This is a genomic window from Sandarakinorhabdus glacialis (assembly GCF_014643455.1).
Classification (GTDB): Bacteria; Pseudomonadota; Alphaproteobacteria; order Sphingomonadales; family Sphingomonadaceae; genus Sandarakinorhabdus; species Sandarakinorhabdus glacialis.
The window spans coordinates 316,115-333,114 of sequence record NZ_BMJM01000003.1; the positions used below are offsets into that span (position 1 = coordinate 316,115).

The window sequence follows — 17,000 nt, forward strand, 5'->3', positions numbered from 1 at the left end:
TCATAGCGCGAACACTTCGCCGGCGTGGACGGGACGCAACTGCCCGTCATCGAGGCGCAGGGCAAGCGCACCGTCCGGCTCAAGGCCTTCAAATACGCCCTCGAGGGTCTCAGTGCCTAGGCGGGCGGTGATGCGATCGCCGACACCGGCAGCGCGGGCAAGCCAGCGGGTGCGGATGGGGTCGAAGCCCTGGGTCTGCCACAGGCCGCGATATTCGGCGAAAGCGGGCATCAGCCGGGCAAGCAGGTCGAGCGGCGCGGGGGCAGGCAGCCCGGCAGCGGCAAGCGAGATGGCCGGGCGTTCGGTGGTGTCCGGGGACGAGGCGATATTGACGCCGAGCCCGATGACGAGTGCCTCACCCGATCGCTCGAGCAGGATGCCGGAAACCTTCAGCCCATCGAGCAGAAGGTCATTGGGCCATTTCAACAGAAAGCGGGGTACAGGGGGGTCACCCCCCTGCCCGCCGGAGGCCGCCAATGCGGTGTGGAGCGCCAAGGCAGCCACAAAGGAAAGCTGCTGCATCGGCCCCTCTGCACGGACAAGCACAGACGCCATCAGATTGCCGGCGCCATCTCCCCAGGCGCGGCCGCGGCGGCCGCGTCCGGCGGTCTGCCGATCGGCGATGACCCAGTGCCCATCGGGAAGCTCCGAAGTGCGGGCGAGCAGCCAGTCGTTGGTCGACCCCACCTCGGCGAGGTGGGTGAAACCGGCGCCGATCAACCCGCGACTGCGAACAGCGACGCCGACGCACGCCCGGCGGCGGCGACGAGCGGCGTGATCGCCAGCATTCCGATCGGCGAGCAGAACAGCGCGGCGGCGGCGATCATGGCTCCGTTGGTCAGGCCGCCGTCGCTGGTCACCGGCGTACCGGGCTCATCGAAATACATGATCTTGATGAGGCGCAGATAGTAGAAGGCGGCGACCACCGAGGCGATGAAACCGATGATGGCGAGGGGCAACAGGTCACTCACCACGGCGGCCTGGAACACGGCGAACTTCGGCCAGAAACCGAGCAGTGGCGGGATACCGGCGAGGCTGAACATGNAGAAACCGAGCAGTGGCGGGATACCGGCGAGGCTGAACATGAAGATCGTCATGGCGGCGGCGAGGCCAGGGCGGACTTTCGACAGCCCGGCAAGATCGGACAGGAGTTCCACGGGCTCGCCGTCGGTGCGGCGTAGCTGCAGGACGACGAGGAACGTGCCGAGCGTCATGGCAAGATAGACGGTGGTGTAGAACAGCAGCGCCTCAATGCCCTGCGGCGTGGCGGCGGCGAGGCCGACCAGCGCAAAGCCGATATTGGCGATCGACGAATAGGCAAGCAGGCGCTTGATGCTGGTCTGGCCGACCGCGCCGACGGCGCCGAGGATCATCGAGGCGACCGACAGGAAGATGACGATCTGCTGCCAGTCGACCGCCATCGGACCGAAAGGCCCGACAAGGACGCGGACGAGCAGGCCGAGCGCCGCGGCCTTGGGGGCGGCCGAGAAAAAGGCAGCGACGGGTGTGGGGGCGCCCTCATAAACGTCTGGGGTCCACATGTGGAACGGCACCGCGGCGATCTTGAAGGCGAGCCCCGCCATGATGAACACCAGGCCGAAGAGCACGCCGAGCGAGCGTTCCGACTGGCCCGCGAGAACGTCGCGAATGGCGCCGAACTCGGTGGCGCCGGCAAAGCCGTACACCAGCGTGACACCGTAGAGGAGGATGCCCGAAGCGAGTGCGCCGAGGACGAAATATTTGAGGCCGGCCTCGGACGAGCGCGATTCGCCGCGGTGGAAAGCGGCGAGGACATAGGCCGCAAGCGATTGCAGCTCGAGCCCGACGTACAGCGACAGCATGTCGTTGGCGCTGATCATCATGCACATGCCGAGCGTCGAGAGCATGATGAGCACGGGATATTCGAAGCGACCGGTTTTCGCATCGGCGAGATAGGGCAGCGCCAGCAGCATCGATGCGGCGGCGGCAACCAGGATCAGGACTTTGACGAAATTTGAGAATGCATCGACGATATAAAGCCCACCGAACGCGATCTGCGTGCCCCCGGGCGCATTGAAGACGGCGAACAGCGCGATGCCGAGGATAAGCACGGCGACCCAGGTCAGCGGGCGAAGCGCCTTGTCCTGGCCGAGGAACGTGCCGAGCATCAGCGTCAGCAGCGAACCGATGGTAAGCACGAGCTCGGGGCCGGCTGTGAGGATCGATGCGAAAGTCGGGTTCATGGGTGAACGCCCTGGTGCTCGGCGGCGGGTAACAGGTCGAGCGGCGAGCCCGGCGAAATTGTCATGTCGGTCGGCAACGTGGCCAGCACGCGCCCATCGAGGCGGGTCATGATGGTGGCGATCGCAGGCTTCATCGGATCCTGGAAGCTTTTGGGATAAATGCCCATCCACAGCACGGCGAGCGTGATCGGAAGGAGAATGGCGACTTCACGGACGCTGAGGTCGGGCATGGCGCGGGTGTCGTCGCCCGCCGTCGTTCCGAACGCGACGCGGCGGTACAGCCACAGCATATAGGCGGCGCCGAGGATGATCCCGGTCGTCATCACGAAAGCCGCGGCGCTCGAGGTCTTGTAAAGCCCGATCAGTACAAGGAATTCAGCAACGAAGCCGCTGGTTGCCGGCAGCCCGACGCTGGCCATGGTGAAGAACAGGAAGAACAGCGCGTATTTCGGCATCGTGTCGGCAAGGCCGCCATAGCGCGCGATTTCACGTGTGTGGAGACGATCGTAGATGACGCCGACGCACAGGAACAATGCCCCCGAGACGAGGCCATGGCTGAGCATCATGACGAGGCTGCCCTCGATGCCCTGGGTGTTCAATGCGAAAAGTCCGGCGGTGACAAACGCCATGTGCGCGACCGACGAATAGGCGATGAGCTTCTTCATGTCGGTCTGCACAAGCGCGACGAGCGAGGTATAGACCACCGCGACCATCGAGAGTGCAAAGACCAGCCAGATCAGCTGCGCCGAGGCATCGGGGAACATCGGCAGCGAAAAGCGCACGAAGCCATAGCCGCCGAGCTTGAGCAGCACGCCGGCGAGGATGACCGAACCCGCGGTGGGCGCTTCGACGTGTGCGTCGGGCAACCAGGTGTGGACGGGCCACATCGGCATCTTGACCGCAAACGACGCGAAGAAGGCGAGGAACAGCCAGAATTGCGCGCGCGGGTCGAAATCATAGACCGAAAGCGCGCCGATGTCGGTCGTGCCCGCTTCATTGACCATGTACAGCATGCCGACGAGCATCAGCACCGACCCGAGCAAGGTGTAGAGAAAGAATTTGTAGCTGGCGTAGATCCGGCGCGCCCCGCCCCAGATGCCGATGATGAGGAACATCGGGATCAGGCCGGCTTCGAAGAACAGATAGAACAGGAAGATGTCGCGTGCCGCGAAGGTACCGATCATCAGCGATTCCATGATCAGGAACGCCGCCATGTATTCGGGGACGCGCTTTTGCACGCTTTCCCAGCTGGCGAGAATGCACAGCGGCATCAGGAAGACGCTGAGCATGATCAACATCAGCGAGATGCCGTCGATTCCGAGGTGCCAGGCGAGGTAGGGCGCGAACAGCGGGAGGTTCTCGACATGCTGGAACGCGGCGGTCGTACTGTCGAAGCTCGACCAAAGCAGGATGCCAAGGCCGAACAGCGCCAGCGTGGTGACGAGCGCGGTGGTGCGCGCCACGCCAGCAGTGACACCTGGCAGCGCGACGATGAGCACGGCGGCGAGCACCGGCAGCAGGATCATCAGGGAAAGGATCATCGGCCGGCAGTTCCGAACGGCATGAACCAGGCGGCTGCGGCTGCAAGGCCGATCAGCATGACGAGCGCATAGGAATAGACATAACCCGATTGAAAGCGGCGTGCGAGACTGGCGCCGCCGGCGACAAGGGTGGCTGCGCCATCGGGGCCGAAGCGGTCGATCGTCCGTTGGTCACCGCGGACCCACAGGAAACGTCCGATGGCGAACGCCGGACGCACGAAGACGGCATCGTAAAGCTCGTCGAAATACCATTTGTGAGTGAGGAAGCGATACAGCGCGGGGACGGCGGCGGCGATCCTGCCCGGCAGTTCGGGCGCCTTGAGGTAGGCGTACCAGGCAGCGCCGAGACCGAGGAAAAAGGCCACCGCAGGCGCGTGGACGACCCAACTCGGAACGTGGTGCATGGCTTCCATCAATTCGGCGCGGAAGGCGAGGCTACCGCGCCAGAAGTCCGCACCGTGCTCGGCACCGACGAACTGGTGATGCCAGACATAGCCAGCCCCGAGCGCGCCGGCGCCGAGCAGGAACAGCGGCAACAGCATCGACCAGGGGCTTTCGTGCGGGTGATAGCCTGCGGTCCCGGTGGCGGCGGGGTTGCCATGGGCATGCTCGTCGCTGTCGGTGGTACCCTCGGTATCGTGATGGTCGTGGTGCATGGCGTGCTGGATATGCTCCGACCCGGCCCAGCGCGGCGCACCGTAGAAGGTCAGGAACACCAGCCGCCACGAATAGAAGCTGGTCAGCAGCGCAACGAACGCACCCACGAAGAAGGCGAACTGCGAGGCGCTCGAGCCATTAGCGAAAGCCGCCTCGAGGATGGCGTCCTTCGAATAATAGCCGGCGGTGAAGTAGAAACCGGTCAGCGCCAGCGTGCCGACGGTCATCAGCGCGAAGGTGATCGGGATGTGTTTCCGCAAGGCCCCGTAAAAGCGCATGTCCTGCTCATGGTGCATGGCATGGATGACCGAGCCGGCGCCGAGGAACAGCAACGCCTTGAAAAAAGCGTGGGTAAACAGATGGAACATCGCCGCGCCATACGCACCCGACCCGGCCGCGAAGAACATGTAACCGAGCTGCGAACACGTCGAATAAGCGATGACGCGCTTGATATCGGTCTGCACCAGCGCCACCGAGGCCGCGAACAACGCGGTCGCGGCGCCGACATAGGTCACGACGGTCTGCGCGGTGACGCTGGCCTCGAACATCGGCGACAGGCGGCAGATCATGAAGACGCCGGCGGTGACCATCGTTGCGGCGTGGATCAGCGCGGAGACCGGCGTCGGGCCTTCCATGGCGTCGGGCAGCCAGGTGTGGAGGCCGAGCTGAGCCGACTTGCCCATCGCGCCGACGAACAGCAGGAGACAGATCGCCGTCATCACGTCCATGCGCATGCCGAGGAAGGAGAAGCTCGCGCCGGCCTGTCCAGGGACAGCGGCGAGGATGGCGTCGATCGAGACGGTGCCGAAGACCATGAAGGTCGCGAAAATGCCGAGCGAAAAGCCGAAATCGCCGACGCGGTTGACGACGAACGCCTTGATCGCAGCAGCATTGGCACTGGGTTTCTTGTACCAGAAACCGATCAGCAGATACGACGCTAGCCCGACGCCTTCCCAGCCGAAGAACATTTGGACGAGGTTGTCGGCGGTAACCAGCATCAGCATGGCGAAGGTGAACAGCGACAGGTACGCAAAGAAGCGCGACTGGTCGGGATCCTCCTCCATATAGCCCCAGCTATAGAGGTGGACGAGCGCCGAGACCGAGGTGACGACGACGAGCATGACGGCGGTCAGCGTGTCGACCTTCAAGGCCCAGCGCACGTCGAGATCGCCCGACTGGATCCAGCTCAGCAGCGGCACTTCATAGCCGGCGGCACCATCCAGCCAGAATTGCGCAAAGATCACCCAGGCCAGCGCGGCCGAAACAAACAGACCGCCTGTGGTGACGATCTTGGAGGGGACATGGCCGATGATGCGGCCGCCAAGGCCGGCGACCAGCGCAGTCAGCAGCGGCAGGAAAACAAGGAGCTGGATCAACGGCCTCAGCCCTTCATCATGTCGGTGTCGTCAACCGCGATCGTACCGCGGTTGCGGAAATACAGGACCAGGATGGCCAGCCCGACTGCGGCTTCACCGGCGGCGACAGTCAGCACGAACATCGCGAAGATCTGGCCGTGGATCTGGTGGAGATATGCCGAAAACGCGACGAAATTGATGTTCACCGCGAGCAGCAGCAGCTCGATCGACATCAGGATGACGATGACATTCTTGCGGTTGATGAAGATGCCGAGCACGCCAAGGACGAACAGCGCCGCCGACACGACGAGATAATGTTCGAGCCCGATCACAGATCGACTCCCTGGCCGACGCCGGGCTGCGCCTTGCGGACCGATTTAGCCGGAGTCATCTGGACCTGCTTGCCGATATCCTGGCGCTTGGTGCCGACACGCTGGCGGTGGGTAAGGACGATGGCGCCGATCATCGCGACCAGCAGCACGAGGCCCGCCGCCTGGAAGACGTAAAGATAGCGCGTGTACAGCACCGAGCCGATCCACTGGGTGTTGGTCATCCCGTCGGGGGTGCCGGCGAGAACGTCGAACATCTGGATACCGTCACCGGCGCGCCAGCTGCCGACCGCAAGCAGGATCTCGGCCAGGATAACGCCGGCGACCAGCAGCCCGAGGGGCAAATAGCGCGACAGGCCGGTGCGCAGCTCGGCAAAATCGATATCGAGCATCATCACGACGAACAGGAACAGCACCGCGACGGCGCCGACATAGACGATGATCAGCAGCATCGCGAGGAACTCGGCGCCGACGATGACGAACAGCCCGGCGGCGTTGAAGAACGCCACGATCAGCCAGAGCACCGAATGCACGGGGTTGCGCGACAGGATCACCATCACGGCTGATGTCAGCAGGATCGTCGCGAACAGATAGAAGGAGAAAACGGCGGTGGTCACTGGAATACTCGGGTGGCGGGCCGGGCGAGATTGTGCGCCTGTGCCTCGACATTCAGGTGATGGGCCCCGGCCTTCGCCGGGGTGACGGTGAAGAGCGAGCAATCGTGCAAGGCTGTTACCGCCACGGTGCATCTGCCGCAAGGTTCGCGGCGAGGACGCGTTCCCATTTGTCGCCGTTGGCGATCAGCTTGGCCTTGTCGTAGATGAGTTCTTCGCGCGTTTCGGTCGAAAATTCGAAGTTCGGACCCTCGACGATGGCATCGACCGGACAGGCTTCCTGGCACAGGCCGCAATAAATGCACTTGGTCATGTCGATGTCGTAGCGCGTCGTCCGGCGGCTGCCGTCCTCGCGCGGTTCGGCCTCGATGGTGATCGCCTGCGCCGGGCAGACCGCTTCGCACAGCTTGCAGGCGATGCAGCGTTCCTCGCCATTGGGATAACGGCGCAGCGCATGCTCGCCGCGGAAACGCGGGCTGATCGGACCCTTTTCATAGGGGTAATTTAGGGTCACCTTGGGCTTGAAGAAATACTTCAGCGTCAGCGCCAGTGCCGAGATGAACTCGAGCAACAGCAAGGACTTGGCGGCGCGGAATACGGCGGTCACAGCGGCAAACTCCCCGGCGCGGTCGCAAATTTATCGGTGAAGAACATCAGCCAGCCCGAGACGACGACAACCCAGAACAGCGACAGCGGCAGGAAGACTTTCCAGCCCAGCCGCATCAGCTGGTCATAGCGGTACCGCGGCACGGCGGCCTTCACCCAGGCGAAGCAGAAGAACATGAACGCCATCTTCGACAACATCCAGACAAAGCCGGGGATGTAATACAGCGGCGCCCAATCGAGCGGTGGCAACCAGCCGCCCAGGAACAGCACCGGGATCAGCGCGCACATGAACAGGATGTTCGCGTATTCGCCGAGGAAGAACAGCGCGAAGGTCATCGACGAATATTCGACCTGGTAGCCGGCGACAAGCTCGGCTTCGGCTTCGGGAAGATCGAACGGCGGCCGATTGGTCTCGGCCAGCGCCGTGATGAAGAACATGATCGCCATCGGAAACAGCAACGGGTTGAAGATGTTGCCGTTGAGCAGCCCGAGCACGTTGCCCTTCTGCGCCATCACGATCTCGCTCAGGTTCAGGCTCTGCGCATAGAGCATGACCGAGACCAGGATGAAGCCCATCGAGACTTCATAGCTGACCATCTGGGCCGCCGAGCGCAGCCCGCCAAGGAATGGGTATTTGGAATTCGAAGCCCAGCCCGACATGATGATGCCATAGACACCCATCGACGAGACGGCGAAGACGTACAGCAAGCCGACGTTGAGATCGGACAGCACCAGTCCGGCGTCGAACGGCATCACCGCCCAGATCGCCAGCGCCAGCACAAAGCTGATCATCGGCGCGATCAGGAAGACGCCGCGGCTGGCGCCCGACGGGATGATGGTTTCCTTGAGGAACAGCTTGGCGGCGTCGGCAAAGGTCTGCAGCAAGCCGAACGGCCCGACGACGTTGGGACCGCGGCGCATCTGCATCGCCGCCCAGATCTTGCGATCGGCATAGACCGCCATCGCCACGCCGACCATAACCGGCACGATAATGGCGAGGATGAGCAGCAGCGTCGCGACCAGATAGCCGGCGTCGACGCCGAGCAGGTCCTGGAACCAGCCGGTGAAGGTCATTCCGCGGCCTCCTGCATCGGCGTCAGGATCTGCGCGACGCATTCGGCCATCGTGTCGCTGGCCCGCGCGATCGGATTGGTCAGGTAATAGTTCGAGATAGGCAGCGCGATCGGACCCGATGGCGCGGCGGCTGCGGCGAGCACCGGCCCAGCCGAGACGACGACCGTGTCGGAGCCGGCGAGATGCGGCCATTCACCCGAAATGCGCGCGCGCAGCCCGGCGATATCGTCATACGGCAACGGCGTGCCGAGCACGGCGGAAAGCGCGCGAAAGATCGTCCAGTCCTCGCGGGCCTCGCCCGGCGGGAAGACGGCGCGGAGACCACGCTGGACACGGCCTTCCATGTTGACCCAGGTGCCGGCCTTTTCGGTATAGGCAGCAGCCGGCAGGATGACATCGGCATGGCGGACGCCGTGGTCGCCGTGGGTGCCGATATAGACAGTGAAGGCCCCTGCCCCGGCCGTTATTTCGTCGGCACCGAGCAGGAACAGCGCCTTGACCGACGTATCGGCGGCGATCGCGGCGACGCCATCGGCAACCAGCCCGAGATCGAGCGCCCCGACGCGCGCTGCGGCGGTGTGGAGCACGTTCCAGCCGTTCCAGCCTTCACGCACCAGGTTGATGTTCGCACCCAGTGCCTGCGCCGCGGCGTACATTCCCGGCTGGCGCAAGGCGCCCATGCCGATGACGATCGCCGGCCGCTCCGCCGTGGCCAAGGCATCCGCGACTGCTGCCGGCAGATTCGCCAACTGCGCCGCATCGTCGCCGAGCCATTCGGTCTTGTAGGTCAGGTCGAGCGTCGGGCCGATGCCGTAAACCTTCGACAGGCCGCGGACGGCCTTCTTGCGCAGCCGGACATTCACCAGCGGCGCTTCACGGCGCGGATCGACGCCGACGAGCAGCACGACATCGGCGTCCTCGATGCCCGACAGCCCCGAGTTGAACAGGTAATTCGCCCGCGCAGACGTGTCGATGACGGCGCCGTCCTGGCGCGATTCGATCCGTGCCGACCCAAGCGTCCCGAGCAAATCCTTGAACGCCACCATGTCCTCGACGGCGCAAAGATCGCCGGTGATACCGGCGATCGCCGACCCTGGCATTCCATCGAGCCCGCGCCGGATGGCGGCGAACGCCTCGGTCCAGGTCGCCGGCTCCAGCTTGCCATTCGTCCGCACATAAGGCCGGTCGAGGCGGCGCTCGCTCAGGCCATCATGCGCAAAGCGGCCCTTGTCGGACAGCCATTCCTCGTTGACGTCGTCGTTTATTCGCGGCGTGACGCGCAGCACGGCGGGCCCGCGCGAGCCGATGACGATGTTCGACCCGACCGCGTCCATGACGTCGATGCCGTCGGTCTTCTTCAGCTCCCACGGCCGCGCCTGAAACGCATAAGGCTTCGACGTCAGCGCACCGACCGGGCACAGATCGATAATGTTGCCCGAGACTTCGCTGGTGATCGCCTTTTCGAGATAAGAGGTGATCTGCATGTTCTCGCCGCGTCCGACCGCACCGATTTCCTCGACGCCGGCGACTTCCTCGGCAAAACGCACGCAGCGGGTGCAGTGGATGCACCGGGTCATGATCGTCTTGACCAACGGCCCCATGAATTTCTCGGTGACCGCGCGCTTGTTCTCCTGATAGCGCGTGAAGCCCTTGCCATAGGCAATGCTCTGATCCTGCAGGTCGCATTCGCCGCCCTGGTCGCAGATCGGGCAATCGAGCGGGTGGTTGATGAGCAGGAACTCCATCACCCCCTCGCGCGCCTTCCTGACCTTGGGAGTCGTCGTGAACACGACCTGGCCGTCCGCGGCGGGCATCGCGCAGCTGGCGACGGGCTTTGGCGCCTTTTCGATCTCGACGAGGCACATGCGGCAGTTGCCGGCGATGCTCAGCCGCTCATGATAACAGAAGCGCGGAATCTCGGCGCCGGCGGCCTCGCAGGCCTGGAGCACGGTGGCGCCGGCGGGAACTTCGACTTCGATGCCATCGATGGTCAGTTTCGGCATGGTTCAACGCGCTCCCGAAGTCGGGAAGCGGGCCGAAGTGAAAGCGTGATGGCGACTGGCCATGGTTCAATCCAACTGGGTCGTGGGCGCCATTCGACGCTGCGTCGAGCGGGCTATAACGAGTGCATCGCAACATGGGAAGGCGGCAGAGCAAGGCTTCGACAATGATGTGTCGAAACGCCCTTTCCTGCCTTGGTCGCCGACGCAAAAAGGCCCGGGCATTACCCGGGCCTTTCGCGACCCGGCAGTTGCCGGATCAAGTGAAGCGTCAGTTGCGCTGCGACGACTGCTTAGGCAGCGACGACTGCGGTGCGGCGCGAACGAACGGTCATGCCGACCATTCCGAAGCCGATCATCAGCATCGCCCAGGTGGCTGGCTCGGGAACCGTCGAGCCGGCACCGCCGCCGTTATCGATGACCGAGACGTTGTCGAGCGCCGGGCCGAATGGCGTGTAGTCGGCGCTGGCGAAGACCAGGCGGCTCGTCGTCGTGAACGCCGTGAAGTCGTAGCTGTAGGTCTGCCAGTTCATCGATTCACGGCTGTTCGAAGGCGCGACGACATAGGACTTGATCGAAGGCAGCGAGCCATCGATGCTGACAATCGCCGTGCGCGTGCCGACGCCGCCGTCAGGATTGCCCGACAGGTCGAAGGTGACAGTGTAATTGCTGCCGATGGTGGTTGCAAAAGCCTGGGAGACGCTGCCGGCGTTGAGTCCCGAAAGGTCAACCGAACGCACGCCGTCCGAAGCCATCCAATAGCTGCCGACATAGTCGACGCCGAAACCACCGACCGTCCAACCGGTGATTGCCGAGCTGCCGGCAGTCGCGGTCTCGAACGGTGCCGACAGGCTGCCGGCTTCGAAGCTGCCGTTGACCAGCGTTACGGCGCTGGCACCGGATGCCGCACCGGCGATCGCCGCTGCCGCTACGATCTTAAGGATGTGATTCATTACGCAACTCCACTCTACAAGGCCCCCACGACAACAGCCATGCAAATGTCGTGCCAATATACATTGTTCAATGTTTTCAGCGATACAACAATTCGTTACGTTAACAGAATGTAAACTACACCTTACAACTGGCGCATGAAGCACATGGTTACTTGATACGATGGTGTCACAATCTTGCCGACTTAATCACATTTACTTAAAATGAATGTTCGTTACACTACCGCATCGTTCATTCGGTTCCAGGTCATCTAAGATTTATTTTCGTTATGGTTACGAATTTAGTAATTTAATAACGGGTTCGGTGTCATGAAGGCGTCGCAGGCAGTGTCGGGGGACACGGGCCATTTCGGCTTCAGCCGCCTGCACCGGGGGTCACAAGCATGATTCGACTAGCATTGACGGCGGCTGCAGTTCTTGCGGCCGCAGCACCAACGGCGGCCGCCACCACACAGTCGTGGAACGGATATCACTGGGCTCGGACCGGCCAGCTGCAGATCGCAGTCGGCAACAATCTCTCCGCAACATGGAGTCCGTATCTCGCCCCGGCGGCGGCGGCGTGGTCGGCCGATCCGGTCATCGACATGGTCGGTGTCGCCGGCAGCAGCAATTCGACATGCGGGCCCGTATTCGGCGGCGTCCAGATCTGCAGCGGCAACTATGGCGCCAACGGCTGGCTCGGCTACACCAACGTCTGGCTCGGCGGCGGCTTCATCGTGCAAGCGACGATCCGCCTCAATGACCATTATTTCGCCACGACAAAGTACAAAACTGCAGCGTGGCGCCAAGCGACGATTTGCCACGAACTCGGTCATTCGCTTGGTCTCGCCCATGCCGACACCTCACGGTCCAACGCCAATATCGGCAGTTGCCTCGATATTACCAACGACGTGTCAGGCCTTGCTGGTGGCATCAACGGCACATTGGCCAATACCGGCCCGGGTGCCAACGACTTCGCTGCACTGGCCACCATCTATGCCAATACCGATTCGACCCAGCTCTACTCGACCAAGCCGCAGTACCGGGCCGGCGCCGGGCTGTTTATCGACGGCATCGATCGTGACACGGCGATGATCGCTGTGCCCGAGCCGCAAAGCTGGGCGCTGTTCATCGTTGGTTTCGGCGCAGTCGGGGCGGCATTGCGGTCACGGCGGCGCGCCTTCGCCTGATCGATATCAGCCCGGGGCGTTGCCGCCAGCGCCCCGGACCGGCATAGACGGCGCATGACCAATCCGATCCACATAATCGGCGGCGGCCTCGCCGGTTCCGAGGCCGCCTGGGCCGTCGCTCGCGCCGGCCTGCCCGCCGTCCTCCACGAAATGCGCGGGGTTCACCGCACCGACGCCCACCACACCGACCAGTTCGCCGAGCTCGTCTGCTCGAACAGCTTTCGCAGCGACGATCCCGACAACAACGCCGTCGGGCTGCTCCACGCCGAAATGCGCGCCATGGGCAGCCTCGTCATGCACGCCGCCGACGCCGCGCGCGTCCCGGCCGGGTCGGCGCTCGCGGTCGACCGCGACGATTTCGCCGGCCGTGTCACCGCCGCGATCGAAGCCGAACCGCTGATCGAAATCCGCCGCGAGATGATCACCGCGTTGCCGCCGGCCGATTGGGACAATGTCATCATCGCCACCGGGCCATTGACGGCAACGCCGCTCGCCGAAGCCATCCGCGCCGTCACCGGCGAGGACCAGCTGGCATTCTTCGACGCCATCGCCCCCGTCATCCATCACGATTCGATCGACATGGATGTCGTGTGGGCACAGTCGCGCTGGGACCGCCCCAACGAGAACGGCGACACGAAGGATTATCTCAACTGCCCGCTCGACAAGGACCAGTATAACGCCTTCGTCGACGCGATGATCGCCGCCGAAAAGGCCGACTTCAAGGACTGGGAGGCCAACACCCCGTATTTCGACGGCTGCATGCCGATCGAGGTGATGGTCGAGCGCGGCCGCAACACGCCGCGATTCGGCCCGATGAAGCCCGTCGGCCTGACCAATCCGCGCACCGGGCGACGCGCCTGGGCGGTCGTGCAACTGCGCCAGGACAATGCGCTCGGCACGCTGTGGAACATGGTCGGCTTCCAGACGAAGATGAAGCACGCCGAACAGGTCAAGGTGTTCCGCATGATTCCCGGCCTCGAAAAAGCCGAGTTCGCGCGGCTTGGCGGCCTGCATCGCAACACTTTCATCAAGTCGCCGGTGCTGCTCGACGAGACGCTGCGACTGAAGGTCGACCCGCGCATTCGCTTCGCCGGACAGATCACCGGATGCGAAGGCTATGTCGAATCGGCCGCCATCGGCATCGTCGCGGCCCGCTTCGCCATTGCCGAGCGCCGCGGGCTGGTCGCCGTGCCGCCGCCGCCGACGACAGCGGTCGGCGCATTGCTGTCCCACATCACCGGCGGCGCCGACGCGAAGCACTTCCAGCCGATGAACGTCAATTTCGGCCTGTTCCCGCCACTGGTCCCGCCGCCGCTCAGCAAGGACCAGCGCAAACCGGCACTTGTCGCCCGGGCACGGACACATCTCGCCGAATGGATGGCGGCGTAAATCACCAGGAACGTGCGACGACCAGTATATTGGCGATCTGATTCCCAAGATCCGTCGGTATAGCCTTCGCCAGGACGCCAGCGAATGCCTCGAAGCCTACTTTCGAACTCGGTCTCGTGCCCTAGCTCTCCTCCGGCACGCACGGCGGCGGCGCGGCCTTGGCCCTGCGCTTCACCGCCGTCGCCGCGAACTCGGTCGCCGCCAGCGTGCCATCGCCATTGCGATCGGCGCGCTTGAACTTCTTCATCGTCGCCGCGGTATACTCCGCAAAATCGAGCCGACCATCGCTGTTTAGATCGAGCCTGCCGAACGATTTCCGCCGGTTGGCCAAATATTCGCTCTCGTCGATCGCCGCGTCGCTATCCTTGTCATAGCGCCCGAACCGCCGCGCCTCGCGGTCGGCGGGCGTGACATTGCTCGCGGGCGCCACCAGCACCGTTTCCGGCTCATCCGCGGTTTCAGCCGGCGGCGCGGCTTCGGTCGCAATCGCGGTAGGGGTGTCGCGCGTCCACAAAAAGCCCGCTGCGATCAACGCCACCAGCGCCAGCCCAAGCGCCAGAAATCGCCGCATTCCGCCTGCTCCCCCAAGACGTTACGGCCCCGCGAGCCGTTGTGCCGGGTTCACCGGCCAAAGGCAATCGCCCGCAGCATCCGCAATTGTCGCCCCGCACTCCCGCGTGGCTCACGCGGCTGACCGGCGCGCGCCTGGGCCGCATCGCGCGCCGACAGCCGCACCAGCGCCAGCAATGGTCGCAACGCCGTCGGCACCCGCCCGAAATCGCTCGCCTCGCCAAGCGCCCATGCCGTCCCCAGCAGTTCCCCCAGCGCTGCCTCGCCGCCCAGCAACCGCGCCGCCAGCGCAAACAACAGCCCGCCGCCGCCGACATGTTCCGCGGGCACATCCTCCGCCCCGATCAACCCGATCCAGCGATCCTCGAGCCCCGCAAGTTCGGCGCCGGTGACGCCGCGCGGCAAGACCTCACCCGCCAGCAACTGCAGCAGCGGTTGCGCCGGCACCTTGCCTTGATCGAGCCCCTCGAGCGCCTCGCGCCACCACGCCAGCCGGATCTCGCCGATCATCGGCTCGGTCGTCCCGGCCACCACCTGGCCGAGTTCGAGATCCAGGCCGTGCAGCGCCATCAACGCCGGGCGCACCGACGCCGGGGCATATAATATGCTCAAATAGCGGTCGCGGTCGCGCTCGCGAACCTCCGCCGTGACGATATCGAGGGGGCTGGTCAGGGTGTTCTCCGGGGGCAGTCGGTACCGACCCTTACCGCCGCGCCGGTGTCGCCGCCAGTTCCAACAAAAGCTGCTCCTCTATGCCGCTGACCGCCGATGTCCGCGCCCCCTTCATCGGATCGTCCCTGGTCCCGGTGACCACATACGCCATCACCCGCCCCTTGCCGCGATCGATCCACAGTCCGCTGAGCAACCCATAGGCCTCACCGAAATGCCCCCACCAGGCAGCGCCCGGCACCGGCTGGTCGCTCGCCCCGGCCCGTCCCGACAGGCAGTGCAGCCCCGGCCCATAGCACAGCATCTGGCCATGATAATCATCGTCGGTCGCCCGGCCGCCATCGCGCCAAACCGGCGTCATCATCGCCTTCACCGAAGCCCGCGACAACAACCGCACGCCATCCACCTCACCCCCGCGCAGCAACATCCGGCCGAGCTTCGCCAGCCCCAGCGCCGAAATCCGCAGGCCGCCCCGCGGGCTGAAGATCGTCCCGTTCCGCCCCGGCACATACGCGGCAATATCGCATCCCGCTTCGCTGCGCACCGGGCAAGCCGGCCGCCCCCCACGCAGATCGTCGATCTGCGCCACCCAAGGCCCATCCGGATGCCGGTCGCTTTCGTCCTTGCCGGTGCGATACAGTACCCCCGCCGCCACCACCGCCGCATCGCTGGCGCCGCTCCAGTTATACCCCCCATCGATGCCGAGCGGCCTCAGCACCAGCTCGGTCATCAACCGGTCGAACCGCTTGCCGGTCGCGCCCTCCATCGCCGTGCCGATGATGCCATAGTTGAGATTGGCATATTCGAACCGCTGGCCTGGTGCCTGAGGTGACCAATGCTGCGGCGTCATCGACCCCATCAGCGACGCCTCCAACGGAAACGCATAGCCCGGCCCGTCGACGATCCCCGATGTATGCGACAGCAATTGCCGCAACGTCACCGGCACCGCCGGAAACCCCGGATTGCGCAGCCGCGCCCCCAGCCACCGCGACACATCGCCATCGAGATCGAGCTTGCCCGCTTCGACCAGCCGCATCACCGCGATCGCCACCACCAGCTTCGACACCGAAGCCACCCGTACCGGCGTCGACGCCAGCATCGGCCGCTCGCGCTGCACATCGCCGGGATCGATCACCGCGCGGCCCAGCCCCTCGGCCCGCAACACGCCGGCACGATCGGCAGCCACCATCGCCATGCCGGCGACCTCGCTGCTCGCCGGTGTCCGCCCCGCGAACAGATCGTCCAGCGGCGCCGCCCCCGCCGGAACCGCCACCATCAGCGCAAAGATCATCCGCAACATAAGCTCTACGCTACCACCAAGTCGCGATTGCGAAACCCCATGCCCTTCCCCATTATCGAATGATGAGCGTAGCCTTCACCAAAGAATCCGATGCCGAAAGCGTCGCCGCCGACCTGCCCGACCGGCCGGTCCCGGCGCATGCCAACCTTGTCACCGCCGCGGGCCTTGCCGCCATCGACGCCGAACTCGCCGCGGCGCGCGCCGCCTATGCCGAGGCCCAGGCCGGCGACGCCATCAGCGCCGACCGCAGCGCCATGGCGCGCGCCACCCGCGACCTGCGCTACTGGTCGTCGCGCCGTGCCAGCGCGCAACTTGTCGAAGGTCGCCCCGCCGACGGCAGCGCCGGCTTCGGCAGCGTCATCACCTTCGAGCGCGAGGACGGCCGCCGCCAGACCTATGCGATCGTCGGCGACGACGAAGCGGACCCGCACGGCGGCAGCGTGTCGTATGTGTCGCCGCTGGCGCGCGCCATGACCGGCAAGCAGGTCGGGGAAATGGCGACCCTCGCCGGCGCCGACGTCGAGATTGTCGCGATCGCCTGACACCGCCATATTG

General features: G+C 64.6%; 17 protein-coding genes. 3 read left to right on the top strand and 14 right to left on the bottom strand.

Annotated features, from left to right (window positions below; translation table 11 throughout):
* The 11 genes from IEW98_RS06410 to IEW98_RS06455 all read right to left on the bottom strand — a co-directional run bounded on the left by IEW98_RS06410 (position 1) and on the right by IEW98_RS06455 (position 11,351).
* Positions 1 to 720 (bottom strand): biotin--[acetyl-CoA-carboxylase] ligase, encoded by a 720-nt coding sequence (locus IEW98_RS06410; protein WP_188762093.1) that lies wholly within the window; start codon positions 718 to 720, stop codon positions 1 to 3.
* Complete coding sequence (nuoN, locus tag IEW98_RS06415; RefSeq protein ID WP_188762094.1) at positions 717 to 2,222, bottom strand: NADH-quinone oxidoreductase subunit NuoN; 1,506 nt, start codon at positions 2,220 to 2,222, stop codon at positions 717 to 719. The genes IEW98_RS06410 and nuoN overlap by 4 nt, the downstream gene beginning before the upstream one ends.
* Positions 2,219 to 3,763: an NADH-quinone oxidoreductase subunit M gene (locus tag IEW98_RS06420; RefSeq protein WP_188762095.1), complete on the bottom strand. Its 1,545-nt coding sequence runs from the start codon at positions 3,761 to 3,763 to the stop codon at positions 2,219 to 2,221. Before IEW98_RS06420 ends, nuoN begins: the two co-directional genes overlap by 4 nt.
* Positions 3,760 to 5,796, bottom strand: a complete 2,037-nt coding sequence (gene nuoL / locus IEW98_RS06425; RefSeq protein WP_188762096.1) for an NADH-quinone oxidoreductase subunit L — start codon at positions 5,794 to 5,796, stop codon at positions 3,760 to 3,762. The genes IEW98_RS06420 and nuoL overlap by 4 nt, the downstream gene beginning before the upstream one ends.
* A gap of 5 nt (positions 5,797 to 5,801) precedes the next feature.
* Positions 5,802 to 6,107: an NADH-quinone oxidoreductase subunit NuoK gene (gene nuoK / locus IEW98_RS06430; RefSeq protein ID WP_188762097.1), complete on the bottom strand. Its 306-nt coding sequence runs from the start codon at positions 6,105 to 6,107 to the stop codon at positions 5,802 to 5,804.
* Positions 6,104 to 6,721 carry an NADH-quinone oxidoreductase subunit J gene (locus IEW98_RS06435; protein ID WP_279380351.1) on the bottom strand — a complete coding sequence of 206 codons (618 nt, stop codon included), beginning with the start codon at positions 6,719 to 6,721 and terminating at the stop codon, positions 6,104 to 6,106. The genes nuoK and IEW98_RS06435 overlap by 4 nt, the downstream gene beginning before the upstream one ends.
* Positions 6,718 to 6,846, bottom strand: coding sequence for a hypothetical protein (locus tag IEW98_RS16735; RefSeq protein WP_279380352.1), 129 nt, complete (start codon positions 6,844 to 6,846; stop codon positions 6,718 to 6,720). Before IEW98_RS16735 ends, IEW98_RS06435 begins: the two co-directional genes overlap by 4 nt.
* Positions 6,837 to 7,325, bottom strand: a complete 489-nt coding sequence (gene nuoI, locus IEW98_RS06440) for an NADH-quinone oxidoreductase subunit NuoI (RefSeq protein ID WP_188762099.1) — start codon at positions 7,323 to 7,325, stop codon at positions 6,837 to 6,839. The genes IEW98_RS16735 and nuoI overlap by 10 nt, the downstream gene beginning before the upstream one ends.
* Positions 7,322 to 8,398, bottom strand: coding sequence for an NADH-quinone oxidoreductase subunit NuoH (gene nuoH, locus IEW98_RS06445; RefSeq protein ID WP_188762100.1), 1,077 nt, complete (start codon positions 8,396 to 8,398; stop codon positions 7,322 to 7,324). Before nuoH ends, nuoI begins: the two co-directional genes overlap by 4 nt.
* A complete protein-coding gene (gene nuoG / locus IEW98_RS06450) occupies positions 8,395 to 10,401 on the bottom strand; it encodes an NADH-quinone oxidoreductase subunit NuoG (protein WP_188762101.1) in 2,007 nt (668 codons plus the stop codon). Before nuoG ends, nuoH begins: the two co-directional genes overlap by 4 nt.
* A gap of 290 nt (positions 10,402 to 10,691) precedes the next feature.
* On the bottom strand, positions 10,692 to 11,351 hold the full coding sequence (locus tag IEW98_RS06455) for a choice-of-anchor C family PEP-CTERM protein (protein WP_188762102.1): 660 nt from the start codon (positions 11,349 to 11,351) through the stop codon (positions 10,692 to 10,694).
* A gap of 380 nt (positions 11,352 to 11,731) precedes the next feature.
* Here IEW98_RS06455 and IEW98_RS16375 point away from each other — a divergent pair, with 380 nt between their 5' ends.
* Positions 11,732 to 12,517 carry a PEPxxWA-CTERM sorting domain-containing protein gene (locus IEW98_RS16375; RefSeq protein ID WP_188762103.1) on the top strand — a complete coding sequence of 262 codons (786 nt, stop codon included), beginning with the start codon at positions 11,732 to 11,734 and terminating at the stop codon, positions 12,515 to 12,517.
* A gap of 54 nt (positions 12,518 to 12,571) precedes the next feature.
* Entirely contained in the window at positions 12,572 to 13,906 is a 1,335-nt protein-coding gene (gene trmFO / locus IEW98_RS06465; protein ID WP_188762104.1) for a methylenetetrahydrofolate--tRNA-(uracil(54)-C(5))-methyltransferase (FADH(2)-oxidizing) TrmFO, read from the top strand.
* A gap of 121 nt (positions 13,907 to 14,027) precedes the next feature.
* Here the strand turns inward: trmFO and IEW98_RS06470 are convergent, their stop codons facing one another.
* From IEW98_RS06470 to IEW98_RS06480, 3 genes are read right to left on the bottom strand one after another with little or no spacing between them, the layout of a single operon-like run.
* Positions 14,028 to 14,477: an EF-hand domain-containing protein gene (locus tag IEW98_RS06470; protein ID WP_188762105.1), complete on the bottom strand. Its 450-nt coding sequence runs from the start codon at positions 14,475 to 14,477 to the stop codon at positions 14,028 to 14,030.
* A gap of 50 nt (positions 14,478 to 14,527) precedes the next feature.
* Positions 14,528 to 15,148: a squalene/phytoene synthase family protein gene (locus IEW98_RS06475; protein ID WP_371870758.1), complete on the bottom strand. Its 621-nt coding sequence runs from the start codon at positions 15,146 to 15,148 to the stop codon at positions 14,528 to 14,530.
* 31 nt (positions 15,149 to 15,179) lie between these two features.
* Complete coding sequence (locus tag IEW98_RS06480; RefSeq protein WP_188762107.1) at positions 15,180 to 16,445, bottom strand: serine hydrolase domain-containing protein; 1,266 nt, start codon at positions 16,443 to 16,445, stop codon at positions 15,180 to 15,182.
* 59 nt (positions 16,446 to 16,504) lie between these two features.
* Between IEW98_RS06480 and greA the strand changes: the two genes are divergently transcribed.
* Positions 16,505 to 16,987 carry a transcription elongation factor GreA gene (greA, locus tag IEW98_RS06485; protein WP_243450584.1) on the top strand — a complete coding sequence of 161 codons (483 nt, stop codon included), beginning with the start codon at positions 16,505 to 16,507 and terminating at the stop codon, positions 16,985 to 16,987.
* Positions 16,988 to 17,000: the final 13 nt, after the last annotated feature.